The following is a 23,109-nucleotide window of genomic DNA, read 5'->3' on the forward strand; positions in this document are numbered from 1 at the left end:
AACCTTAGGAGCGCATCACAATGAACAGCGAAAAAGCCAATGGCATGATGGAAAAAGTGGCGGGCAAGGCGCAGGAAATCGCGGGCGACGTCACCGGCAACGAACGTTTGCAGGCCGAAGGCGCCGCGCGCCAGGCAGCGGGCGTGCTGCAAGAAAAATACGGCGATGCCCTGAGCTGCGCCGGCAACATGATGAAGAAAAACCCCCTCGCCGCATTGGCCCTCATTGCCGGCGCAGGCCTGTTGACCGGCCTGCTGCTGCGCCGCCGTTGATACGCGCCGACAAACAAACCGCTTTTCCCTGAATGCCGCGCCCGGTGGGTAACCACCGGGCGCGGTTCTATCGGCCTGAGGGACGCAGTATTATCGATTGATGCCTCCGCTCGTTTGCCGCTGGGATTAACGCGTATTCTGTGTCGCCATGCGACGAATTGTTGCGGCGAAACCGCTATATCCCGCAGGGAACATGAGCCTTTATCGTTCAGGCTGCCGCACACCGTCTTTACTCGCTGCTTATACGGCACATCTTTTTATTATATTCGCCCTATTGCAGATTATCATCACCCTCTCACTCAACGCGCCCACCGCCTGTTATTTCCGGTTGTTATGCAAGCCAGTTAATTCCCCTGCAACATAACGATATTTCTCAGCGTAAAAACTGAATATATCAATCAGCCTGGGTTTATCCTCCGCGCCATTAAATGTTAATATTGCCGGATTATGCGCATGGAGAAATAGCATGTTCCCCAGTAAAAAACATTCGCAGCGGGCGACCCCGCTGACCAGCTATCAATTTTCCCGGCTGCATACTTTCGAATGCGTCGCCCGTCATTTATCTTTTGCGCTGGCGGCGCAAGAATTGTCGATCACCCCCAGCGCCGTGAGCCACCGCATTAATTTGCTCGAAAAGGAATTGGGTTTTCTGCTATTCCAACGCTTTCATCGCCGGATTACGCTGACGCCGGAGGGCGAACGCATGCAATGGGCGCTGGACAGTTCCTTCAACACCTTGAATCAAGAAATTCTGGACATCAAAAATCGCGAGTTGACGGGGACCTTGACCCTCTACTCGCACCCGTCCCTGGTGCAATGTCTGCTGCTGCCGCGCATCGGCGACTTTATCGCCCAGCACCCCACCATTCACCTCAATATTCTGACCGGGCAGGAAATCATCAACCTGGCCAACCGCGGCGTGGATCTGGCGATGTACTTCGGCAAACTGCCCTCGGGGCGGCATCTGGACGAAGCCTTTATGCAGGAATCAATGGTGCCGATCTGCACGCCGCAGTACGCCGCCACGCATAACCTGTACGATGCGCCGGAAAACCTGGCCCACTGCACGCTGCTGCACGATCGCTACAACTCAGGCGAAGATGAGTGGCAAACCTGGTCGCAACACTTTGCGCTGGGGCTGGATACCGACAGTAAAAGCATGGAGTTCGACCGTTCCGATCTTGCCGTGCTGGCCGCGACGCGGCACCTTGGCGTCGCCATGGGGCGGCTCAATCTGGTGCAGGACTGGATCAAAAGCGGCGAACTGATCATTCCGTTCACCGACATGACCGTGCCCTGCGAGCACTGCTATTTTACCTCGACCATCTCCGAGCGGCAGTGGCCGAAGATCCTCGCGTTTAAGCAGTGGATCATGAAAATCTCCCCTCTGGTCTGATGGCCAGAGGATTATCGCCATACTTTGGGGGAATAAGAAAAATGCAGCGCGCAGGCGTAGAGCCGGCCAGCCTTTGAATAAGAGATATTTTTGCGGTTTTTATCCCAGGTCAGCAGAGAATTATTGGCAAAATAATAAACCTCCAATTGCATCCCATTAGCCAACCTCGACCAGCCTCGGCTTCTTATCACGGTAAAATCACCGTTATCGCTGAGCGTAATCAGCGGCACGCCCCAGGCATAGCGGGATATTTGCAGCTGAATAATGAATTGGCTTTCGCAGCTTATTTGGTAGTTCTGTACATCAACATCCATAATTTATATTTTTGGTGCCACCCTTCGGTCAACATAAATAAGATATGAACAACTCACTACGATTAACCCCAGTACGATCAACACAGCCCCCAATACAAATTCAATTTGCAACGGTTCGCCGAGAATGACGGCCCCCGCCAGGATGCCGAATACCGGCGTCATAAAGGTGAGAATGCCCAACGAGGAAGCCTGATAACGGCGCAACAGTGAAAACCAGATCAGGTAGCTGAAAAACGACACGATCACCGTTTGGAACAACAGGCTGCTCCAGGCCACGGGGCTCAGGACGACGTGCAAATTGTCCGTCGCCAGCGCCAGCAGCGACAGCAGCACACAGGCGCCCGTCAACTGGAACAGCAGCGTCTGTTTGGCCGGGCACTCCGCCAGGCGCGTGGTACGGATCACCAGGGTAGAACCGCCCCAGGCGATCCCCGCCAGCAGGCCATAGAAATCGCCTTTCAGCCGATCGGCCCCGCCGCTGCCCTCGGCCATGCCCGATATGGCCAGCACCACACCGCCAAAGGCGATGAGCATGCCCAGCCACTGCACCGGCGACAGACGCTCCTGACGATTCAGGAAATGCAGGCCAAGGGCAGAAAACAGCGGCGCGGTGTACAAAAACACCGCCATATGCGAGGCGCTGGTATAGCGCAGCCCTTCGGAGACAAAAAAGAACTCCAGCGCGAACAATGCTCCTACGCTCAGACCGGCGCCCAGCGTGGCGCGATCCCAGGTGAAACACTCGCCGCGGCAACGCGCCAACAGGTATACCCCCAGCGCGGCGAGCCCCGAACGAATGGCAATTTGCAGCACCGCCGACACATCCGCCTCGGCAGCCTTGATCGCCACCTGCTGCATTCCCCAGATGGCGCAAAGCATCACCATGGCGGCGGCAGCTCTGCCGTCAATACCGATTCTTGCATTCATAATAGGGTTCTCGTCGCCGTTGAAATAATAACAGGCTGCCGTCGCGTTATTCTTTATACACCACGATTTCCTGATAAAGTTTAATAACCTCGCCGTCGCTGTCGACAGAGTCGGTATATTCAGTTTGCTGCGCCAAATGAATCACCTTCCATCCTTTGCGCGCCAGTTCCGGGATCGTCAGGCGCCCCACGCCGCGGCAGGAAAACAGGGTGTCGTCAGACAACCTGAGCTTACTAACTTCTTCATAATCATAAGCTTGAGAATGACAAACGTGCGATTCCGCCGCCATCGCCGGTAATGAAAACAGCCCCACCAACAACATTAAAAGATTCCTCATGGCGACCTCCCAATCGCTTATTCCTGCCGACCGATTACGCAGAAAGCGGCTAACGTTAATACGGCGGTGACAGGCTTTAATTAATTATCTCTTGCACGGATAAAATTACAGGCTGACGCCGATGACTGACAAATGAAAAATATAAACCTTGGCGTTAGATGAATTCATCCGAATCGAAAGGCATGAAAAGCGGCCCTTTTCACCGCACGAAATGGTCAAAAACCGGCCAGTAATTAGCAAGAAAAGTAATTATTTATTTTACCGTTTATGTTACAACTGCCGCCCGCCGCTAAAACACCAAAAAAAACCGTCAAAATGCGTGAAAACGCAGCGTTCTGCGCAAAACATCGGCATGGCGGCGCTGATGGGGGCGGTCATACATAAAACAGGGATAACACATGGCAATGAAATTGCGCGTATTGACTCAAGCGGTGGCGCTGGGTCTGGCGATCGGCAGCGCGTCGTTCGCCGCTCAGGCGGAAATCACCCTGCTGAAGCAGGATCCGCAGGCCGGCGATCCGCTCAGCCGCCTGAACTTCACCGTTGGCGGCAGTATCCGTCCGCAGTTCAACAACATGACGGGCGACGGTGACAAGGGCTCCTACAAGCGTAACGGCTTCGACGGCGGCACCCGCTTCCGCTTCGCGGCGGACTACTACCTGTTCGACGATATCAGCTGGATCAGCTACTACGAGCTGGGCGTGAACATTCCGGCGCTGTTCGACTGGGATCACCACTATGCCGACGGCGCGAGAAACACCAGCCGCCGCATGCTGTACACCGGCCTGAAAAGCAACACCTGGGGCCAGATGACCTTCGGTCAACAGAACAGCGTTTATTATGACGTAGTGGGCGCCAAAACCGATATCTGGGACTACGACATGCTGGCCCAGGCACCGGGCAACGGCATCAACGGTGACTACGACGGCTCTTACCGCTCACGCAAAATGCTGAAGTACAAGAACCGCTTCGGCGATGCGGACGTTTACGCTTCGTACCTGTTCAGCGACAGCGACTATCTGCCGGGCAACGGCCTGCGCTACAAGCGCAAAGGCGGCGGCTCACTGGGCGTGGATTACCACATTACGCCGGATCTGACCTGGGGCACCGCCTGGAACTACACCCGCGCCGAAATGCGCAATCCGTCCACCAGCGGCAGCAAGAGCTATGACCAGAACATTTTCGGTACCGCCATCAGTTGGAAACCGGACAACTGGACCCTCACCTTCGGCGGCGGTTACTACAACGACTTCCTGACCACCAAGAAAGCCGACATCAATAATTACTTCGCCGGCGACGCATGGGGTATCGAATACCTGGCCGGTTATACCGTGCCGGTTGGCCAGTACGCGGTGAAATCGGTGATGCCGTACTTCATGGGCGACCGCCTGGAATACATCACCGGCCGCAACTACCAGCGCATCGACAACGGCCTCGGGGTTACCGTGCAGTTTGACTACGGTTTCCGCGTTGACGTGGAGCACGTGCTGACATCGAGCACCGACAACCTCGGCGATATGACCGTGGTGCGCCTGCGCTACGATTTCTGATTGCTCAGAACGCAAAAAAGGCCGCTCAAGCGGCCTTTTTCGTTATTGACGCAGCGTCAGAAGCCGCCGCGCGCCGAGCGCCCGACCGCCTCGCCCAGCTGCCATACCGCCATGGCGTAATGGGTGCTGTGGTTATAGCGGGTGATGACGTAGAAGTTCGGCAGGCCATACCAATACTGGTAGCCGGTGCCGATGTCCAGCCGCAGCAGGCTGGCTTCCTGATTATCGCCGAGCGAGCCCTGCGGGCTTAGGCCGGCTTCCGCCAGCGCGGCAACCGAGTAGCGCGTCTTGAAGCCGTTTTCCAGCCCCGGCGCCTGGCCGTTGGCCTGAATGGCGACCGGCTCGCCTTTGGACCAGCCGTGCGCCTTGAAGTAATTGGCCACGCTGCCGATGGCATCGACCGGATCCCACAGGTTGATATGCCCATCACCGTTGAAGTCGACCGCATAGCTTTTGAAGGAAGAAGGCATGAACTGCCCATAGCCCATCGCGCCGGCAAAGGAGCCGCGCAGTTCGAGCGGATCGTCGCCTTCGGTGCGCGACATCAGCAGGAAGGTTTCCAGCTCACCGGCGAAGTAATCGGCGCGGCGCGGGTAGTTGAAGGCCAGCGTCGCCAGCGCGTCGATAATGCGGGTTTTACCCATTACGCGGCCCCAGCGGGTCTCCACGCCGATAATCCCCACGATGATCTCCGGCGGCACGCCGTACACCTGCCAGGCGCGCTGCAGCGCATCCTGATATTGATTCCAGAACACCACGCCGTTTTGCACGTTATCCGGCGTGATGAACTTGTTGCGGTAGCGCAGCCAGGAACCGTTCGGCCCGGTTGGGCCCTGGGTAGACGGCGTCGGCGCCTGCCTGTCCATCAGCCGCAGCACCGAATCCAGGCGCCGTGCCTGCGCCAGCACGTCGTGCAGCTGCTGCCGATCAAAGCCGTGTTCCTGCACCATCTTATCGATAAAGCGCGCGGTATTCGGGTTATTGGCGAAATCCCCCCCCAGCGGCGCGCCGCTGTGCGCCGGGCTCAGCAAAAAGCCGCCCTTTACCGGGGTGCTCTGCGGCGTAGCGGTGGTACTGGGTTTCGGCGTGCTGCTACAGGCAGCAAGCAAGGTAATCAGCGGTAAAAGCGCAACCAGGTGACGCATCGGATATCCATATAGCCATGCAAGAGATAAGTGGGAGTTATGTTAATGCATTGTTCAACGCGAACAAACAGGATTATGCCGCCAATTACCGCGTCAGGTAGCCAAACGTGCCAAATTGTGACGTTTTGCACGGTGAAGGGACGCCCGATGCGGCCGCGTGGAATCTCAACCGCAACTAAATGAGAAAAATTATCACCTTGACGCCCGCATTTACCCCGATAAAATGCCCGGCTGCTTGCCATCCGGCCACCGCCGGGCGGTCAATGATTACGACAACGGATTGTGATGGACTCTCTCGGACAACTCGCCAAAGACCTTTATCGTGGGCGCATCTCGCGCAAACCCTTTGTTTTTTCGCTGGCGATCTTCGCCGTTGGCATCGTGCTACTGTCGTTTCTGTCGACCTATCTGGATAAAAACCATTTTCGCGCCCATGCGCACGGCGATACCGAGGAATTCGTCTCGGTGCTGCTGTATCTGCTGTGCATCATGGTGTGGGCTCTGTTCTGTTTTGGCCTGGTGGCGTGGTTTATGGCCAAAACCGCGTTTCGGCTCAACGATATCGGCCTGCCCGGTTGGGCGCTGGCCGTGGCGTGCTATGTGTGTTCGGTGCTGAACAATTACTCTCCCGGCCCGGTGGCGCGCTGGCTGCCGCTGTTCAGTCTGGCGGGGATGATCTGCGCCCTGCTGTTGCCGCCCGACGGGCTGCGCCGCAAGCCGGACGGCAACGCTGACGATTAACGCAGCTGCACCACCTTGTTCGCTGCCGGTTCGGCCGCCGTCAGCCTGCCGCTAACCTGGCTGATACCGCCGCCGCTGTTGTGGGACACCACGGCGATCGGCAAACGCCGCAACTGCCGGGTCAGCTCCGGCGTGATATAGCCGATGTGGGTGTTCTGTTGCTGTTTCCGCCAGCGGTCGGCCGCCCTGCGACGGGAGAAATACTGGTTGTATTTGGCCCAGGCGATCAGAGTGACGGCATTGAACAACGCCACAATGATATACAGCGAGATCACTTCCAGCAGCGACAGGGCGGAGCCCACCCCGTGCTGATCCATCACCGACATCAGGCCGCGGCTGAACAGATAAAGAAAGCCGCACCAGGCAAAAAGCGTCAGCAGGCTGTCTACCACGCGCGGCAGCAGGCCGCGTTCGGAATAAATCAGGACGTCCGTCATTCTTTGATCCTCCCAATGCCCCGGTCGGGGCTTATCCAGCGCGCACGCCCGCGCCGAGCTTTCAACATCACTTTGGAAAACGCCACCAGCGTGGTCAGCAAGCTGAGCAGCCAATACACCAGCGGATACCAGATGATCCAGAACAACGAGCGGCCAAAGCCCTTCTCATAGCGCTTCTCCAGCAGCAGACTGACGGTGAACTGCAGCAAGCACACCACGCCCAGCACCAGGCCGGTAAACGCCGGCGTCAGCAGCGAGTGAATGCGGATGCCCTCCGGCAGCGGTATCGCCAGTCCAACCAGAAAAATCAGCACGCTGACCAGGTAAGTGAACGCCCACAGCGTGGAGAGGCAATACTCGGCGAACAGCAGCCACATATGCCGGTGCTCCCAGGCCCACAGGTTGCGCAGATTCTTTAAAAACACCTCGGCGCCGCCCTGCGCCCAGCGCAGGCGCTGCTTCCATAGCCCGCGCAAGGTCTCCGGCATCAGGATCCAGCACAGCGCTCGCGGTTCGAAGAAGATAGCCCAGTGCTTCAGCTGCAGCTTCCAGCTGATGTCGATGTCTTCGGTGATCATGTCCTGACTCCAGTAACCGACATCGGTAAGCGCTTGCTTACGAAACGCCGCGACCACGCCGGAGATGGTGAACAGGCGGCCATAAACGCGCTGCGTGCGCTTGATAAGGCCGATGATCGACGAAAACTCACCGACCTGGATGCGGCCGATCAGCGTGGAGCGCGTGCGGATGCGCGGATTGCCGGTCACCGCGCCGACATGCGGATTGGCCAACAGCGGCGCCACCAAATAGGCTGCCGCATCGCGATCCAGCAGCGCATCGCCGTCGATGCACACCAGATACTCGCTGCGCGCCGCCGCGGCGCCCGCCTGCAGCGCGATCGCCTTGCCCTGATTTTGCGCCAGATGGATCACTCGCAGCCGGGGGAACTCCAGCGTCAACTGGTCCAACACCTCGGCGGTGTCATCGCTGGAGCCGTCGTTGATGGCGATCACTTCGATATTGTCATAGCGCTGCGCCATCGCCGCCGAAATGGTTTCACGCGCGTTCAACCCTTCGTTGAAACAGGGGATCAGCACGCTGATCGACGGGTTGCCCGGCAGCGCCGGCGCGGGCATGTCCGGGCTCCAGCGCCAATGCCGCTCGCGATGCAGCCAGAAATAGATGCCGCCGGCGATCCAGATGCCGGACATGAACAACGGCCAGAAGAACACGAAGTTGAGCAGCATTTCGCCGGTAAACAGCAGGACGATGCCGAAAGGCACGCTCAACACCAGACACAGGATAAATAAGGCAATTAAACGATCTGTCATGGCAGTGGGAACCAGGCTGAGGACAACACCGGGCGAACGGCATCCAGCTTAGGCCGATCGTCGAGGAAGTTGTCGGGGTAATAACCAAAGCTCTGAGCGCCATTGCGCTGCAGGCGACGCATCCATTCGGCCAGCAGTTGACCGTCATCCAGGCTGATCCGGCGCTCCTTGCGCCAGTCGACAGCCTGCAACTCAAACACCGTTTTATCGAGCGCGCCGGGGTAAGCGGCCACTTTGCCCACCAGTTGATCCAGCCAGCGGCCGCTGTCGGCGCGCGGCACGTTTTCCATCAGCGGCATCGCCATCGGCGCTACCCAGTCGTAGGCCTGCAGGAAATCCGCTAAATTCTGGCCGAACCAGGCTTCACTGGCGGGATCGAGCACCGGCATCGCATAAATATTGCGTGCGGTTTGCACCTGCGGACCGCGGATCGCCCGCACCCGTTCGGCCAGCGACTGGGTAAAGTCGATCAGCGCCCGACTCTTGAAGCGCGTCCAGCGCGCCATCGCCTGCGGATCCTGACGAATCGCCGCCACCGAATCGGCGAAGCCGGCCTGGCGATAGGCCGCAACGGCGTCGGGGCCGGCGTCTTCGAAGTCCGACAGCAGCGCATCGTCGTGGAACAGGATCCCTTTAAAAGTGGCGTGGGCCGCCAGATCCTCGTAGATCTCACCGATGCGCTGGCGCGCCACCGGACTGAACGGCGACAGGCGACGATACTGCTTGTCGTCTACCGACAGCTGCCCGCTTTGCGGATCGAGGCGCTGCACGCGCGGCACGTCAGACCCCAGCTCGAACGCCAGCACCGGCATCCAGGCATACACGGCCACGCCGGTGCGCGAAGAGAGCTGCCAGGAGACCCGGTTGAACAGGTCGGCCTTCATCGGCAGCCAGCGGTTGGGGAAATAGAGCTCGCGCACGTTGCCGTCGCCTTTTGGATCGGCGAACGCCTGCAGGAAAACGGTATTGATGCGCAGGTCATAGATGCGCTGGATCAGCTTGTCGAGGTTTTTGGCCTGCTGCTGCGGATCGGGATCGTAGAGGTAGTCGAGATCGACGTGCGCCACCCGCATGATCTGTCGGTTCTGTATCTGCGTCAGCTGCTGGGCGAAGCTCGTCAGCGACGGATTGCCGGCCACCAGCATGCGCGGCACGTTCTCAGGCGCGTTGACGTCTCCCAGCCCGTTCTCCAGCGTCAGCGCCATGCGGTAACCGTGCTTGCGCGCGATATCCAGCGCCACGCCGCCGGCCGCACCGTACGGCCAGACCCACACGCGCGGCGCCTTACCGGTGGCGGCGGTGATGCGCCGGGTGATCAACGCCACGTCCTTCTCGATGCGTTGGCGGTATTCCGTCTCGCTTTCGTAGCGGCCCTGCTTGGCGTCGTACAGCCGATTGGCGACCGCCGGTTCGGTATTGCCCTGCGGGTTGGCGATGCCGCCATAATGCGAGGCGTAGGTATGCGCGCCGATCTCCACCAGCCCGGAGTCCGACACTTCCCGCACCTGCTGCCAGGTGAGGAAGCGATCGCGCGGCGTCATCAGGCCGCCGAAATCGACCGGCTTGTCGGCCGGCGCATCCAGCCAAACGCCGACCGGCGCCAGCACCGCCGGCCAGTTGTAGGCCTTCAGCAACGGGAATACCCGGCTGTAGAAGCTGCGGTAGCCGTCGTCGAAAGTCAGCAGAACCGCCTTGTTCGGCAACGCCGGGCCGCCGTTCTGCGCCTGCAGGATCTGCTCGACCGACACCGGCTGATAGCCGTTTTGCTTCAGCCAGGCGAACTGTTCGTTAAGCGCGCTGGTGCGTACCGACATGTAGCGCTGGTCCGCCGCGCCGTCTTCCACGTCGTGATACGCCAGCACCGCGTAGCGGTTGGCCGGCCACGGGTGTTCCATTGGCCCCACGGTTCGCTCCGCCGGCGGCGTGAAGCGCGGTACGTCCGCCTGACTGCAGGCGGTGGTCAGCAACGCGGCCAGCACTAAAAGCGAGGATCGAATAAGCATGATGATTCCTTTAAAAACGATAATTCAGATCAAACGTCACGCCGATGTTCCGCTCGCGTTTGCCGTCGTAAGGATGCTTCTCAAACTGCAGCATCACGCCGGCGTCCAGCACTCCGTTCCAGCTGACGCGCTGGCCGTAACCCAGTTGGGTGATCGGCTTGCGCGCATAGTCCCGCTGCCAATAGCTGCCGGCGCCGGCCTGGAACTGCTGGCTCCACTCGGTCTGATAATGGCGATACAGGGTGTGATCGAGCGTTAACGACGGCAGCAGCGTGAAGTCGCGCTTCGGGTTGTAATACGGCACGTTCTCCTGGCTGTTGCGGCTGCCGGACAGCGTCAGGTTCATGTCCAGCCGATAACGGGCGCCGGCGAGCAGCCGTTGCCGCCCTTCCAGGCCGTATTCCAGCCGGTTGTTGCCGTCCGAGAAGTGCGAAGGCGCCACGCTGGCGCGCAGCTCGCGGCTTTCGCTCTGCTGCCAACGCAGCCACAGGTTGCCGCCGTTGGCGCTGATGCCGTTGGTCAACGCGCGCAGCGGCGTCTCGGCCGACAAGCGCGCCACCGAACCGCCTAGGCGCCATTGATCATTCAGGTCATACCAGGATGAGAGGCGCAGGCCGAGCTCATTACCGTGGCCGTAGTTGCGGTTGGCCACCTCGGCTTCCAGCCACAGATCGCGCGAGCGCCACTCGGCACCGGCACTGAGATCGCGGTTGATGCCCTTGCCCTCGTCGAACTGGCCGGTGTTGAATCCCCAGCCGGTGAACAGCCGCCAGTTGTCGTCGATCGGCGGTGAATAGAGCGCGGCGTGTATGCCGAAATCGTGGCTGCCGCTGACCGGCCCGTCGGAATCGATGCCCTGATTGCCGCTGATGCGCAGTTCAGACATATGGTGAATGCGGCGCGAACGTTCAAACTGCTGAGCGGCGACGCTTTCCGGCGCGCGCTGGATGACGTCGTCGGCCAGCAAATCCAGTTGGCGCCACTCCTGCAACCCCTGCGCGACATAGCCCTGCTGGATCTCCAACGGCAGGCTGCGCGGCTCCAGCCCTTCCACCTGTTTCAACTCCTCCTCGGCGCGACGCGGCCAGCCGCGCGCCAAATAAACGCTGGCCAAGGAGATGCGCAGACCCTGATTGCCCGGCGCCGTTCGCGCCAGATGGGTCAGCTGCCGTTCGGCCTCGGCCAGATCGCGTTGATAAACCCGCGACTGCGCCAGCAGCGATTGGCCGACCAGCCAATCATCGTTGTAGGCCAGCGTCGGCAGCTGGTACAGGTGGGTCGCGTAGGGATAGCGCTGGCTGACGCGCTGCGCCAGCAGCGCCGCCTGATCGATGCGTTCGTTCTCCGCCTGCGCGTAAAACAGATCGGTCTCATCTTCGGCGGTCACCGCCTGCGGCGCGGCGGCGTTCAGCCGGCCGAAAATGGCCTGCGCCTTGTCCGGCTGCTGCAGATAGAGGTAGGCGGACGCCGCCCAGCGCTGCGCATAATCCGGCACCGTGCGCCCTTCCGCCTGCAAGGTTTGATACTCGCTCACCACGTCGGCCATTCGATAGCGCGCCAGCAGCGCGCCCAGGCGATCGACACGCGCCTGTTGGTAGCTGTCCTGCGCCTCCGGCAGCGGCCGCCACTGCGTCAGCAATTGGTCATAGCGCGCCAGCGCGCGATCGGCGATGACGAAACGTTCTTGTTCGCCGCGAGCATCGATAAACGACAGCCGCACCAGTTCGGCGGCTTCATCCGCCTGCAGGCGCCGCTGCTGCGCGGGCGGCAATGCCAGCCCCTGGCTTTCACGCAGCGCCGGATCCGCGACCCGATTCGCCGCCAGCAGCGTCACGTAATAAGCCTGAATACCGGTGTCGGACGGCGCCAGCGCACGGGCATGAGTGACGTTTTCCAGCGCCGCCCAACTGCGGCCGGCGGCCTGGTCCACATAGGCGCGCGTCAGATACCACGTCGCCGGCTCCAGCAGCTTCTCCGCTTTGGCCGCCTCCGTTTGCGCCTGCGCATCCTGCCCGGCATCCGCCAGCGTCATCACATAGCCACGTTGCAGGCCGCCGTCGGCGGGAGCGAGCTGCAACGCCGCACGCCACAGGCGCAGCGATGGTTGCCACTGCTTCAGGTTGCGATAGGCGCGGGCCGCCGTCGCCAGACTGGCGCTATCCCGCTGCAGCGCGGCGCCGTCGGCACGCCAAAGCGCGACCACCTCTTCATCGTGGCCGGCCCACCCGGCCACCTGGATATAATCGGCTCGCTGCTGCAGGCTCAACCCCTCCTGAGCGCGCCGCTGCGATAAATACGCCAGCACCGGCGCGGTATCGCCCGATCTGGCCTGACGGATCAGCGCGTCATAGCGTTCATCCGCCAGCGCGGTGGCCGGCAGGGATAAACCGATAAACAGCAATGACGCCGCATATTTGGTGGCGTGGCGTTCGGTAAAGCGTAATGAACGCGAGTTAACTTTAGGCACGAGGTATTCCTTTAATCCGTGAGCTGCTGTCCTGGCAAAGTAGAAATGCGAGCAGGCACCCGAAAAGTCGGCTAGAGCCGCCGGGTAATAAGCATGGAGTAATGAATATTTCTGTCTGGCGCACGCTTAAATAGAATCGAATGCGCCTTTGCCTAAAAAGAGTATTTTATAAATCTGTCAATGAATACCGCAGCCAGGTGATATCTGCCTGAAACTGGAATTTCACAATTATCAATAAGTGAAATAACAAAAATTAAAATAATATAAATCAATAAGATAAAACACATTGATGGCCAATATTCTTAATTTCACTCTTTCGTGTGAAATTGTATAAAAAACGGTGTGATATTTGATTTTAATTCTCATTATCACCGGTCGACAGGAATATTAATCCAAACATCCAATTAAATAACCTGCCTTGTTGGAGAAAATAACAAGATTATTGTTAACACGAACATTAAATTTGCCTGCTAATAATTATTCAATTCAATTTAAATTCTCCCACGGATACATTCATGCTGGCTATCTCCCGAGCATGCCGTCACAATAGCGCCTCATTCTGGTTTCAATCAGGGATTGCCATGTACAGCCACTACCCCGCCCATTACACCTTCGATAGCGACAGCGACGCCTGGCAGATCGGTTTCCACGACTTCCCCGAGTGGCAATCTGCCTGCTATAAACGCGAAGATATCGAGCTGGAAGCGCAGGAAAGCCTGCTGGCCGCCATCGCCGCCGCGATGGATGAAGGGCTGCCCCTGCCCGCCCCTTCTCCTTCGCAAACCGATGATTTGAGGGTACATCTGCCGGCGCTGGTGGCGCTGAAGATCGAACTGCACAACGCGATGCTGCGCAAAAACACCGGTAAAGCGGCGCTGGCGCGCAAGCTGGGTTTCAACGGCGGGCAAATGGAGCGGTTACTGGATATCGGCTACGCCTCGAAGGTGGAAGCGCTGGAGCAGGCGTTGTATCTGCTGGGCTACGAAGTGCGCGTGACGATAAGCGAAGTTTGCCAATAAGTTAGCGGCAGGTAAGCGAAATATTATCCAAGGGGGCTAAATTTCCCCCGTTTTGCGCCGATATGATGGCTACCTAATCACTTGTCGCAACAACGAAGGCTAAAAATGGAGTGGAGTCGCCGTCATATTTGGGCCGTTATTCTGCTGTCTTGTCTCGTTTTTTGGGTCATTTTGGCGACCGGCATCAACGCCGTCGCCTGAGCGCCTGCCACCGTATTGCAATACCCGATTTTAAAGCCCGCCACACGGCGGGCTACTTCCTGTCGCTTGCTTATAAAAAGCGTTATAAAACAGCGCGCCCTGTTCAAAAAACAGCCTAAAATTGTGATCAAAAACACAGTATTGAAATCAGACCAGTATTGAGAGTACATTAGCGCCGATCCTGTCGCGGTTCGGATTTTACCTCACGGAGCATGAGGCGCGACAACCGGACAACCCGCGCTCGAGGACGTTGTTCTTTCGCTTGGAAGAATCCGCCCGACAAGCAGGTTGCCCATAAAATACTCAGCACAACAATCGGGATCATTGCTGGCGAGGACTCCAGACAGGAGTTGTTCAGTGAAATATTTTTTGATGGGCGTGTCATTCATGCTGGTTGCCTGGGTTGGCACCTTCATGTTGATGGTTGCCTGACAGCAGCCACACCAGGAACACAGACAAAGGGACGCGCAAGCGTCCCTTTGTCGTTTCGGCTAGCGCTCATTTTCCCGGCATCATGCGGCGCAGGGTGTCGTCCTTGCGCAGGTAGTGGTGATACAGCGCCGCCAGCGCATGCGCGCCAATGATAAAGTAGCCAACGTTTGCCAGCGTCTCATGCACCGTTTTGACCAGCCTGCGCATCACCGGATCCGGCGTCACCCACTGCGGCATCGGCCAGCCCAGCAAAGACCACGATTTCCCGCCGTAGGCCAGGGTTAACATGCCCAGCAGCGGCAACATCAGGAAGACCACGTACAGCAGCCAATGGAAAATCTTCGCGCCTACCTCCTGCCACTCCTCCAGCGGAGGCGTGGTTGGCGGCGCAGCGTGGAAAGAGCGCACCGCCAACCGAATCAGCATCAGGGCAAAGACCGATACCCCAAAGTTGAAATGCAGATTTTTGACCATCGGCGCCCACGCCTCCGGCACCGAATCCTTCAGCAACATCGCCGCATAGGTGAGGATCACCATCAGCAACGTCAGCCAATGTAAAACGATTTGCGATCGCGCGTAGCGGTTGCTCATACACTCTGTCCAAAAAATAAAATTCAGCGTAGTTGAGCATAATGGGGAAATAATGAAGAAAACCTTGGGACGGAAAAAATAAGGCCGGGCGAACGCCCGGCCTGACAGGGTTATTTGGCGCTGCCGGCTTTGCCCGGCTTCAGCAGCCCGTCCGCGCGGAACATCGCCTTGATGCCGCGCACCGCCTGGCGGATACGATCCTGATTCTCGATCAGCGCGAAGCGCACGTGAGTATCGCCGTAGTCGCCGAAGCCGATGCCCGGCGAGACGCAGACCTTGGCTTCCGCCAGCAGGCGCTTGGCGAACTCCAGCGAACCGAGGTGGGCATAAGGCTCGGGAATTTTCGCCCACACGTACATCGACGCCTTCGGGTTTTCCACCATCCAGCCGGCCTCGTGCAGCCCCTTCACCAGCACGTTGCGGCGCTGCCGATACTGCTCGGCGATATCACGCACGCACTGCTGATCGCCTTCCAGCGCGGCGATGGCCGCCACCTGCAGCGGCGTGAAGGTGCCGTAGTCGTGATAACTTTTGATGCGCGCCAGCGCGCTGACCAGCTCAGGGTTGCCGACCATGAAACCGATGCGCCAGCCGGCCATGTTGTAGCTTTTCGACAGGGTGAAGAACTCCACCGCAATGTCTTTCGCCCCCGGCACCTGCATGATCGACGGCGCTTTCCAGCCGTCATAAACAATATCGGCATAGGCCAGGTCGTGGATCACCAGCACGTTGTACTGTTTGGCCAGCGCCACCACCCGCTCGAAGAAATCCAGCTCCACGCACTGCGCGGTCGGGTTGGACGGGAAGCCGAGGATCATCATTTTCGGGCGCGGAATGGTTTCCCGAATGGCGCGCTCCAGTTCACTGAAGAAATCCACGCCGTCCACCAGCGGCACCGAACGCACCTGGGCGCCGGCGATCACCGCGCCGTAAATGTGGATCGGGTAACTGGGGTTCGGCACCAGCACGGTATCGCCGTGATCGAGGGTCGCCAGCATCAGGTGCGCCAGTCCCTCTTTCGAACCGATGGTGACGATGGCTTCGCTTTCCGGATCGATATCCACCTGATAACGATCGGCATACCAGCGCGAAATGGCGCGGCGCAGGCGCGGAATGCCGCGCGAGGTGGAATAACCGTGGGTGTCGTCGCGCTGGGCGACGGCGCACAGTTTTTCCACGATGTGCGGCGGCGTCGGGCCGTCGGGGTTACCCATGCTGAAGTCGATAATATCCTCACCGCGACGGCGTGCGGCCATTTTCAGTTCGGCGGTGATGTTGAATACGTAAGGGGGAAGACGTTCAATGCGCGTAAAACGGCGCTGTGGACTGTTATCAGCCATAGGGGGTTCCTCGATAGACGTTAGCGCCCGGACCGTCCGAGCGACGCTGGCCAGCGAACTGACCGAATATCGAACATAGCGCAGCGCCGACGAGCTTGTCGATACCCGGCGCGATATTTTTATTTAGCGCTCTGAAACTCCGCCGCCAGCAGCCCGAACAGCCAGTCGTCGCACCACTGCTCCGCCAGACGGTAGTTGTCGCGCAACGTGCCCTCCAGCTGAAAACCGCACGACTCCAGCAGGCCGCGCGAGGCGAGGTTGCCCGCGGTCACGGTAGCGGTCAGCTTGTGAAAACCGCAGGCGTTCACCGCAAAATCCAGCACTGCCCGCAGCGACTCCTTGCCATACCCCTTGCCCTGGCCGGCAGGCAAACTGCCGTATCCCACTTCCGCCTGCCGATACGGCGCCCAATGCGGGCGAAAACCGGTAATGCCCACCGCCTCTCCGCTGTGCTTCTCACGCATCACCAGGCACAGCCACTGTTCGCCGTGTTTGTCCCAGGCCGGCAGGCGCTCTTCGAACCGTGCGCGGATCTCCGCTTCGCTGCGCGGATCGGAGATGTAACGGATCACCTCGGGATCTTGGTACAGGCGCAGAAACAGCGGCCAATCCTCGGCGGTTATCGACTGTAAGTACAAGCGTTCAGTGACCAGCTTCATAAAATCTCCGAAAAACGAAAAAGAGGAACTTACGAATGAAAGATATCTCTTTATTTTCCCCGATTGGTTGCCGATAATCATTCACGTTAAAACCACAAAACCATAACGTCTTGCCCGATTCCCTACAACCGTCCGCCGCAGTGACTCACGCGGCACCAGGAGAACACCATGGCCTCTTTAGTCATCGATGATATTCCGCAGACGATCGTTAACGTCAAGCGCCAGCTGCGCCAGGCCTTGCCGAACTACCGCGAAGTTTTTCTGGCGCTGGAGGAGAACATCCGCGGCCAGGTCGACCAGATCCGCCGCGAACTGGCCGCCGGCCATAATCCGGTGCCGCAGATCGACGCGGAAGATATCCTGCAGCAGCGCGTCAGCGATCAACAGATAGCGCTGATCAAACAGCGCGGCGCCTGCGCCATTCGCGGCGTGTTTCCCCGCGCCAAGGCCGAAGGCTGGAACCGGGAAATCGGCGACTATCTCGAGCGCAACAACTTCGTCGAGCGGTTGAAAAACGCTGCCGAAGACAACTATTTCGGCAAGCTGGCCGCCAGCAAGCCACAGATTTATGGCATCTATTGGTCAAAGCCGCAGGTCGAAGCGCGGCAGGATGCGCGCATGCATGCGGTGCAGGTGTTCCTCAACAGCCTGTGGGCCACCGAAAGCAACGGCAAGCAGCATTTCGATCCGACCCGCGTCGCCACCTACGCCGATCGCACCCGCCGCCGCCCGCCGAACTCCTCGTCGCTGGGCCTGTCGCCGCACGTCGACAGCGGCACTATCGAGCGCTGGCTGGACGAGAACTTCCGCTATGTGTATCGCCACGTCTTCTCCGGCGACTGGCAACAGTACGACCCCTTCGCCGCCGACGGCCGCACCGAAGTGCGCGAAATAGCCTCCCCGGCGGTCTGCTCGATGTTCCGCACCTTCCAGGGCTGGACGGCGCTGACGCCGCAACGCACCAACGCCGGCACGTTGAACCTGGTGCCGATCGCCAACGCCATGGCCTATGTGTTGCTGCGCGCGCTGCAGGACGACGTCGCCGACGACGATCTGTGCGATGCGGCGCCGGGCCGCGCGCTGTCGATCTCGGAAAAATGGCATCCCCTTTTATTAAGTGGGATTTCCCCTATTCCCGATCTGGAGCCGGGCGACACGGTATTTTGGCATTGCGACGTGATCCACGCGGTGGAGAACGAGCATAACGGCGAGTTCGACAGCAACGTGATGTACATCGCCGCCGCGCCGGGCTGCGCAAAAAACGACGCCTACCTGCAGCGCCAGCTGCCGAGCTTTATCGATGGCAGAACACCGCCGGACTTCGCCCCCGACGATTTCGAAGTGGATTTCGCAGGCCGCGCCACCGTCGAGTTGCTGACGCCGCTGGGCAAAACGCAGCTCGGCATGCGCTGACCGCCAGCCTGAGCCACGGGCCTTTCTCGCTGTGGTATACTGCCGCCATCCGTAGGCCGCAGCGAGAACCCGTCGTGCACCCTTTTTTTGAAATGCTGTTGGCGGTGTTTGATCGCGCCGCGCTGATGTTGATCTGTCTGTTTTTTCTGACCCGCACCCGGCTGTTCCGCCAACTGCTGCAAAAAGAAGACCATACGCCGCTCGAGCTCGGCATCGTCACGGCGATCTTCTCGCTGTTCGCGCTGTTCAGCACCTACTCCGGCATCAACGTTGAGGGCTCGCTGGTCAACGTGCGCGTCATCGCCATCATGGCCGGCGGCATCCTGTTCGGCCCCTGGGTGGGGATCGTCACCGGCATCATCGCCGGGGTGCACCGCTATCTGATCGACATCGGCGGCATCACCTCGGTGCCCTGCCTCATCACCAGCATCATCGCCGGCATCAGCGCCGGCTACATCAACCTCAAGGTGAGAAAAGAGCAGCGCTGGCGCGCCGGCATCGTCGGCGGCATGCTGTGCGAATCCCTCACCATGCTGCTGATCGTGCTGTGGGCCAAGCCGACCGAGCTTGGGCTGGATATCGTGTCGCAGATCGCGCTGCCGATGATCCTCGGCACGGTGTGCATCGGCCTGATCGTGCTGCTGGTGCAGAGCGTCGAAGATGAAAAAGAGGTGATCGCCGCACGCCAGGCCAAGCTGGCGCTGGATATCGCCCACAAGACGCTGCCCTATTTCCGCAACATCAACAGCGAATCGCTGGCCACCATCTGCGATATCATCCGCCAGGACATCCGCGCCGACGCGGTGGCGATCACCGATACCCATCAGGTGCTGGCTTACGTCGGCGTGGGGCGCGAAGCCTACCCGATCGGCCGCGAAGGGCTGAGCCGCGTTACCCGCGAAAGCATTCGCCACGGCAAAATCATCATCAAAAACAACCTGGAAAACCCGGCCGCGCCGCAGATCCATTCGCAGCTGGTGGTGCCGCTGTGGGAAAAGGGCGAAGTGACCGGCGCGCTGAAAATTTACTACTGCCACGCTCACCAGATCACCAACACGCTGAAGGTGATGGCGGTCGGGCTGTCGCAGATCATCTCCACCCAGATGGAGGTTTCGCGCATCGAGCATCTGCGCCAGATGGCGGATAAAGCCGAAATGCGCGCGCTGCAGAGCAAGATTAACCCGCACTTCCTGTTCAACGCGCTGAACGCCATCTCTTCCTCTATCCGCCTGAATCCGGACACCGCGCGCCAGCTGATCATCAACCTGTCGCGCTACCTGCGCTACAACCTGGAGCTGAACGACGAACTGATCGATATCCGTAAGGAACTGCATCAGATTCAGGACTATATCGCCATCGAACAGGCGCGCTTCGGCGCCAAGCTGACGGTGATTTACGACATCGACGACGACGTCTCGGTGCGCATTCCGAGCCTGCTGATCCAGCCGCTGGTGGAGAACGCCATCGTGCACGGCATCCAGCCCTGCAAGGGTAAAGGGGTGGTGGTGATCGCGGTGAAAGATCAGGGCGATCGGGTGAAGATTTCGGTGAAGGATACCGGCCACGGCATCAACCAGGAAACCATCGACCGGGTGGCGCGCAACGAGATGCCGGGCCACAATATCGGCCTGCTCAACGTGCATCACCGCGTGTCGCTGCTGTACGGTGAAGGGTTGCATATCCGCCGCCTGGAGCCGGGCACCGAAATCGCGTTCTACATCAGCAAAAACGGCGGCAAGCTGCATCAGGAACCGAGCGCGCCGCCGGTCGGGGAGGCCTCATGAAAGCTATCATCGTGGAAGACGAATTCCTCGCGCAGGAAGAACTCAGCTACCTGATCAAGAAACACAGCAATATCGATATCGTCGCTACCTTCGAGGACGGCCTCGACGTTCTGAAATACCTGCAAACCCACCAGGTCGACGCCATTTTTCTCGACATCAACATCCCGTCGCTGGACGGCGTGCTGCTGGCGCAAAACATCAGCAAGTTCGCCCATCGGCCGTCTATCGTGTTCATCACCGCCTATAAAGAACACGCGGTGGAAGCCTTCGAGATCGAGGCGTTCGACTATATCCTCAAGCCCTATCACGAAGCGCGCATCGTCACCATGTTGCAAAAACTGGAGGCGCTGCATCATCGCCCCGCCGGCGCGGCGGAACCGACCAGCGCGCCGAGCCGCGGCAGCCACAGCATCAACCTGATCAAAGACGAGCGGATCATCGTTACCGACATCAACGACATCTATTACGCCGCCGCCGATGAAAAGGTGACGCGGGTCTATACTCGCCGGGAAGAATTCGTGATGCCGATGAATCTCACCGAGTTTTACGGCCGGCTGCCGGAAGAGCATTTCTTCCGCTGCCACCGCTCTTACTGCGTTAACCTGGCCAAGATCCGCGAGATCGTGCCCTGGTTCAACAATACCTACATTCTGCGGCTGAGCGATCTTGAGTTTGAAGTGCCGGTCAGCCGCAGCAAGGTGAAAGAATTTCGCAAGCTGATGCGCCTGTAAGCGCTTACCAGCGCGGGCCCGGACGGTAGTAATAGCCGGGCGGCGGCGGTGGCGGCATGCGGTAATGCGGCCGATCTCGCCAGTCGCGCCGCGGCGGCCCGTAGTAAATCACCCGTGGCGGCGGGCCGTAATAGTACCCGCGCGAACGTTCATACCGGTGATGATCGGCCCACCAGCGCGGATCGCGCCAGCGATAGCCGTCCCAGTAGTGGCCGCGATGATCGCGATCGCCGATATGCAACGACAGGCCCGGCACGTTCACGCCGATGGACACGTCGGCCTGGCTCGCCAGCGGCAGCGCCAGCAGCGCAGCCAGTAACAACAGCGTTTTTTTCATTTCATGGACTCCTGCAGAGCGGACCTTGTCCGATCGCAGATAACATAGTCCCGCGCTCGCCGCCGCTCTATAGGCGCAATGCCGATTTACGCCTTGCAGACGCATCCTTCACAATTTCACCACAATCATTCACCGGCGATTAACAATAAATCGTTGATATCTTTGATGTAGATCACGTGTTACTCCCGGAATTTCACGCGCTTTTCGGCGTAAAAACGGCAACTCACGCCGTATAAAATGCATTTCATTCCTTCCATCGTGCAACTCATTCCGGATCCGCCGCCCCCCGGGGGCGCCGGCCATATAATAAGCCCATACCGCGGGAACGCTGATTCACCCCGCAAATTTCAGCCAGCGGCTCACGCCCGGCAACGCACACACAGGAAGGAGACCGGCCATGAACACCAAACCGGCAAATCGCAGCTTAATCGTTCTCGGCACCATCATCTGTCAGATGGGTCTGGGCACCATCTACACCTGGAGCCTGTTCAACCAGCCGCTGGTCGACAAGTTCCACTGGGGGCTGGCGGACGTCGCCACCACCTTCTCCATCACCAGCTTCTTCCTGGCTTTCGCCACGCTGTTCGCCGGCAAGCTGCAAGAACGCTTCGGCATCCGCAACCTGACGCTGTGTTCCGGCATCCTGGTCGGCCTGGGCCTGATCGCCAGCGCCCATGTCAGCTCGCTCGACATGATCTACCTGCTGGCCGGCGTGGTGGTGGGCTTTGCGGTCGGTATCGCCTACATCTCCACCCTGTCCAACCTGATTAAATGGTTCCCGGCCAACAAAGGCCTGATTTCCGGCATCTCCGTCGGCGCCTTCGGCAGCGGCAGCCTGCTGTTCAAATACGTCAACGCCGCCCTGATCGCCGACGTCGGCGTTTCCGGCGCCTTCTTCTACTGGGGTGCCATCGTGATGGGCCTGATCGTCGTCGGCTCCCTGTTGCTGAAAGAGCCGGTGCTGGCAACCAGCGCCGCACAGCCAGGCGCCAACGGTCTGGGCAACGACTTCAGCGTGCGCCAGATGCTGGCCACCAAAGAAGCTTACCTGCTGTTCACCATCTTCTTCGCCGCCTGCATGAGCGGTCTGTACCTGATTGGCATCGTGAAAGACATGGGCGTTCAGCTGGCCGGGATGGATTTGGCCACCGCCGCCAACACCGTGTCCGCCGTCGCCATCTTCAACACCGCCGGCCGCATCATTCTGGGTACGCTGTCTGATAAAGTAGGCCGTATGCGCGTCATCAGCTTCACCATGCTGGTTACCGTGCTGGCGATTGTCGCGCTGAGTTTCATGACCCTGAACCACACGCTGTTCTTCATCTGCGTTGGCGCGGTGGCCTTCTGCTTCGGCGGCAATATCACCGTGTTCCCGGCGATTGTCGGCGACTTCTTCGGCCTGAAGAACCACAGCAAGAACTACGGCATCATCTATCAGGGCTTCGGCCTGGGCGCGCTGGCCGGTTCGTTCGTCGCCAAATACTTCGGCGGCTTCCACGCCACCTTCATGGTGATTGGCGTCCTGTCTGCCGCTTCTTTGCTGATTACACTGTTCATCAAAGCGCCGAAAGCGGTGGAAATGGAAAGCGAAGAAACCGCACAGGCGGCGGAGCTGGCCAAAGCCTGATACCCCGCGAAAACGACAAGGGGCGCAACCTGCGGGTTGCGCCCCTTTTTTATTG

The 23,109-nt window shown here is 59.4% G+C and carries 22 protein-coding genes; 10 read left to right on the plus strand and 12 right to left on the minus strand.

Annotated elements, in window-relative coordinates; genetic code table 11:
- Positions 1-20: 20 nt before the first annotated feature.
- Entirely contained in the window at positions 21-272 is a 252-nt protein-coding gene (locus WFM45_RS13370; RefSeq protein WP_004936297.1) for a CsbD family protein, read from the plus strand.
- A gap of 466 nt (positions 273-738) precedes the next feature.
- Positions 739-1,668: a DNA-binding transcriptional regulator DsdC gene (gene dsdC / locus WFM45_RS13375; RefSeq protein WP_004936301.1), complete on the plus strand. Its 930-nt coding sequence runs from the start codon at positions 739-741 to the stop codon at positions 1,666-1,668.
- 11 nt (positions 1,669-1,679) lie between these two features.
- Here dsdC and WFM45_RS13380 read toward each other — a convergent pair whose 3' ends face one another.
- The 3 genes from WFM45_RS13380 to WFM45_RS13390 are packed head-to-tail and all read right to left on the minus strand — an operon-like array spanning position 1,680 to position 3,246.
- Positions 1,680-1,982, minus strand: a complete 303-nt coding sequence (locus tag WFM45_RS13380; RefSeq protein ID WP_015378633.1) for a hypothetical protein — start codon at positions 1,980-1,982, stop codon at positions 1,680-1,682.
- A 3-nt stretch (positions 1,983-1,985) separates the two neighbouring features.
- Positions 1,986-2,909: a DMT family transporter gene (locus WFM45_RS13385; RefSeq protein ID WP_049277723.1), complete on the minus strand. Its 924-nt coding sequence runs from the start codon at positions 2,907-2,909 to the stop codon at positions 1,986-1,988.
- A 46-nt stretch (positions 2,910-2,955) separates the two neighbouring features.
- A complete protein-coding gene (locus WFM45_RS13390) occupies positions 2,956-3,246 on the minus strand; it encodes a hypothetical protein (RefSeq protein ID WP_135638435.1) in 291 nt (96 codons plus the stop codon).
- Positions 3,247-3,644: 398 nt separating this feature from the next.
- Here WFM45_RS13390 and WFM45_RS13395 point away from each other — a divergent pair, with 398 nt between their 5' ends.
- A complete protein-coding gene (locus WFM45_RS13395) occupies positions 3,645-4,796 on the plus strand; it encodes a porin (RefSeq protein WP_015378636.1) in 1,152 nt (383 codons plus the stop codon).
- A 56-nt stretch (positions 4,797-4,852) separates the two neighbouring features.
- Here the strand turns inward: WFM45_RS13395 and mltB are convergent, their stop codons facing one another.
- Positions 4,853-5,941, minus strand: coding sequence for a lytic murein transglycosylase B (mltB, locus tag WFM45_RS13400; protein ID WP_015378637.1), 1,089 nt, complete (start codon positions 5,939-5,941; stop codon positions 4,853-4,855).
- Between the two features lie 285 nt (positions 5,942-6,226).
- Here mltB and WFM45_RS13405 point away from each other — a divergent pair, with 285 nt between their 5' ends.
- Positions 6,227-6,682: a DUF805 domain-containing protein gene (locus WFM45_RS13405; protein WP_015378638.1), complete on the plus strand. Its 456-nt coding sequence runs from the start codon at positions 6,227-6,229 to the stop codon at positions 6,680-6,682.
- Here the strand turns inward: WFM45_RS13405 and pgaD are convergent.
- Genes pgaD through pgaA form a run of 4 tightly spaced genes read right to left on the minus strand, consistent with a single transcriptional unit; the run spans position 6,679 to position 12,920 of the window.
- Complete coding sequence (gene pgaD / locus WFM45_RS13410; RefSeq protein ID WP_015378639.1) at positions 6,679-7,119, minus strand: poly-beta-1,6-N-acetyl-D-glucosamine biosynthesis protein PgaD; 441 nt, start codon at positions 7,117-7,119, stop codon at positions 6,679-6,681. The genes WFM45_RS13405 and pgaD overlap by 4 nt on opposite strands.
- On the minus strand, positions 7,116-8,450 hold the full coding sequence (gene pgaC, locus WFM45_RS13415) for a poly-beta-1,6-N-acetyl-D-glucosamine synthase (protein WP_015378640.1): 1,335 nt from the start codon (positions 8,448-8,450) through the stop codon (positions 7,116-7,118). The genes pgaD and pgaC overlap by 4 nt, the downstream gene beginning before the upstream one ends.
- Positions 8,447-10,453: a poly-beta-1,6-N-acetyl-D-glucosamine N-deacetylase PgaB gene (pgaB, locus tag WFM45_RS13420; protein WP_166730227.1), complete on the minus strand. Its 2,007-nt coding sequence runs from the start codon at positions 10,451-10,453 to the stop codon at positions 8,447-8,449. Before pgaB ends, pgaC begins: the two co-directional genes overlap by 4 nt.
- 10 nt (positions 10,454-10,463) lie before the next feature.
- On the minus strand, positions 10,464-12,920 hold the full coding sequence (pgaA, locus tag WFM45_RS13425; protein ID WP_103687137.1) for a poly-beta-1,6 N-acetyl-D-glucosamine export porin PgaA: 2,457 nt from the start codon (positions 12,918-12,920) through the stop codon (positions 10,464-10,466).
- A gap of 581 nt (positions 12,921-13,501) precedes the next feature.
- Between pgaA and WFM45_RS13430 the strand changes: the two genes are divergently transcribed.
- Both WFM45_RS13430 and ypdK read left to right on the plus strand, forming a co-directional pair.
- A complete protein-coding gene (locus WFM45_RS13430) occupies positions 13,502-13,939 on the plus strand; it encodes a hypothetical protein (protein WP_004936322.1) in 438 nt (145 codons plus the stop codon).
- 558 nt (positions 13,940-14,497) lie between these two features.
- Positions 14,498-14,572, plus strand: a complete 75-nt coding sequence (gene ypdK / locus WFM45_RS13435) for a membrane protein YpdK (protein ID WP_099782600.1) — start codon at positions 14,498-14,500, stop codon at positions 14,570-14,572.
- A gap of 66 nt (positions 14,573-14,638) precedes the next feature.
- Here the strand turns inward: ypdK and WFM45_RS13440 are convergent, their stop codons facing one another.
- From WFM45_RS13440 to WFM45_RS13450, 3 genes are all read right to left on the minus strand, one after another.
- The gene (locus WFM45_RS13440; RefSeq protein WP_033632454.1) at positions 14,639-15,163 is read right to left on the minus strand and encodes a cytochrome b; all 525 of its coding nucleotides are present in this window, start codon (positions 15,161-15,163) and stop codon (positions 14,639-14,641) included.
- 110 nt (positions 15,164-15,273) lie between these two features.
- Positions 15,274-16,503 carry an alanine transaminase gene (alaC, locus tag WFM45_RS13445; protein ID WP_004936329.1) on the minus strand — a complete coding sequence of 410 codons (1,230 nt, stop codon included), beginning with the start codon at positions 16,501-16,503 and terminating at the stop codon, positions 15,274-15,276.
- Between the two features lie 119 nt (positions 16,504-16,622).
- Positions 16,623-17,162, minus strand: coding sequence for a GNAT family N-acetyltransferase (locus WFM45_RS13450; RefSeq protein ID WP_085337362.1), 540 nt, complete (start codon positions 17,160-17,162; stop codon positions 16,623-16,625).
- Positions 17,163-17,330: 168 nt separating this feature from the next.
- Between WFM45_RS13450 and WFM45_RS13455 the strand changes: the two genes are divergently transcribed.
- From WFM45_RS13455 to WFM45_RS13465, 3 genes are all read left to right on the plus strand, one after another.
- Entirely contained in the window at positions 17,331-18,575 is a 1,245-nt protein-coding gene (locus tag WFM45_RS13455; protein WP_085337361.1) for a DUF1479 domain-containing protein, read from the plus strand.
- Between the two features lie 92 nt (positions 18,576-18,667).
- Positions 18,668-20,359 (plus strand): sensor histidine kinase, encoded by a 1,692-nt coding sequence (locus WFM45_RS13460; protein WP_033632451.1) that lies wholly within the window; start codon positions 18,668-18,670, stop codon positions 20,357-20,359.
- Positions 20,356-21,090 carry a LytR/AlgR family response regulator transcription factor gene (locus WFM45_RS13465; RefSeq protein WP_004936341.1) on the plus strand — a complete coding sequence of 245 codons (735 nt, stop codon included), beginning with the start codon at positions 20,356-20,358 and terminating at the stop codon, positions 21,088-21,090. Before WFM45_RS13460 ends, WFM45_RS13465 begins: the two co-directional genes overlap by 4 nt.
- A gap of 4 nt (positions 21,091-21,094) precedes the next feature.
- On the opposite strand, the gene WFM45_RS13470 is transcribed toward WFM45_RS13465, so the two are convergent.
- Positions 21,095-21,427 (minus strand): DUF2502 domain-containing protein, encoded by a 333-nt coding sequence (locus WFM45_RS13470; protein WP_033632450.1) that lies wholly within the window; start codon positions 21,425-21,427, stop codon positions 21,095-21,097.
- Between the two features lie 397 nt (positions 21,428-21,824).
- On the opposite strand from WFM45_RS13470, the gene WFM45_RS13475 reads away from it, so the two are divergent.
- Positions 21,825-23,054: an L-lactate MFS transporter gene (locus tag WFM45_RS13475; RefSeq protein WP_004936347.1), complete on the plus strand. Its 1,230-nt coding sequence runs from the start codon at positions 21,825-21,827 to the stop codon at positions 23,052-23,054.
- Positions 23,055-23,109 lie beyond the last annotated feature (55 nt).

The sequence above is a fragment of the Serratia sp. KG1D genome, from assembly GCF_037150675.1.
Taxonomy (GTDB): Bacteria; Pseudomonadota; Gammaproteobacteria; order Enterobacterales; family Enterobacteriaceae; genus Serratia; species Serratia nematodiphila.

Bases quoted from the DNA above. Each gene is read 5' to 3' on its own strand.
- pgaD (WP_015378639.1), bottom strand. From the start codon at position 7,119: ATGACGGACGTCCTGATTTATTCCGAACGCGGCCTGCTGCCGCGCGTG.
- WFM45_RS13405 (WP_015378638.1), top strand. From the start codon at position 6,227: ATGGACTCTCTCGGACAACTCGCCAAAGACCTTTATCGTGGGCGCATC.
- WFM45_RS13475 (WP_004936347.1), top strand. From the start codon at position 21,825: ATGAACACCAAACCGGCAAATCGCAGCTTAATCGTTCTCGGCACCATC.
- WFM45_RS13390 (WP_135638435.1), bottom strand. From the start codon at position 3,246: ATGAGGAATCTTTTAATGTTGTTGGTGGGGCTGTTTTCATTACCGGCG.
- WFM45_RS13465 (WP_004936341.1), top strand. From the start codon at position 20,356: ATGAAAGCTATCATCGTGGAAGACGAATTCCTCGCGCAGGAAGAACTC.
- WFM45_RS13460 (WP_033632451.1), top strand. From the start codon at position 18,668: ATGCTGTTGGCGGTGTTTGATCGCGCCGCGCTGATGTTGATCTGTCTG.
- alaC (WP_004936329.1), bottom strand. From the start codon at position 16,503: ATGGCTGATAACAGTCCACAGCGCCGTTTTACGCGCATTGAACGTCTT.
- WFM45_RS13440 (WP_033632454.1), bottom strand. From the start codon at position 15,163: ATGAGCAACCGCTACGCGCGATCGCAAATCGTTTTACATTGGCTGACG.
- WFM45_RS13380 (WP_015378633.1), bottom strand. From the start codon at position 1,982: ATGGATGTTGATGTACAGAACTACCAAATAAGCTGCGAAAGCCAATTC.
- WFM45_RS13370 (WP_004936297.1), top strand. From the start codon at position 21: ATGAACAGCGAAAAAGCCAATGGCATGATGGAAAAAGTGGCGGGCAAG.
- WFM45_RS13385 (WP_049277723.1), bottom strand. From the start codon at position 2,909: ATGAATGCAAGAATCGGTATTGACGGCAGAGCTGCCGCCGCCATGGTG.
- WFM45_RS13455 (WP_085337361.1), top strand. From the start codon at position 17,331: ATGGCCTCTTTAGTCATCGATGATATTCCGCAGACGATCGTTAACGTC.
- pgaB (WP_166730227.1), bottom strand. From the start codon at position 10,453: ATGCTTATTCGATCCTCGCTTTTAGTGCTGGCCGCGTTGCTGACCACC.
- dsdC (WP_004936301.1), top strand. From the start codon at position 739: ATGTTCCCCAGTAAAAAACATTCGCAGCGGGCGACCCCGCTGACCAGC.
- WFM45_RS13450 (WP_085337362.1), bottom strand. From the start codon at position 17,162: ATGAAGCTGGTCACTGAACGCTTGTACTTACAGTCGATAACCGCCGAG.
- WFM45_RS13395 (WP_015378636.1), top strand. From the start codon at position 3,645: ATGGCAATGAAATTGCGCGTATTGACTCAAGCGGTGGCGCTGGGTCTG.
- pgaC (WP_015378640.1), bottom strand. From the start codon at position 8,450: ATGACAGATCGTTTAATTGCCTTATTTATCCTGTGTCTGGTGTTGAGC.
- mltB (WP_015378637.1), bottom strand. From the start codon at position 5,941: ATGCGTCACCTGGTTGCGCTTTTACCGCTGATTACCTTGCTTGCTGCC.
- WFM45_RS13470 (WP_033632450.1), bottom strand. From the start codon at position 21,427: ATGAAAAAAACGCTGTTGTTACTGGCTGCGCTGCTGGCGCTGCCGCTG.
- WFM45_RS13430 (WP_004936322.1), top strand. From the start codon at position 13,502: ATGTACAGCCACTACCCCGCCCATTACACCTTCGATAGCGACAGCGAC.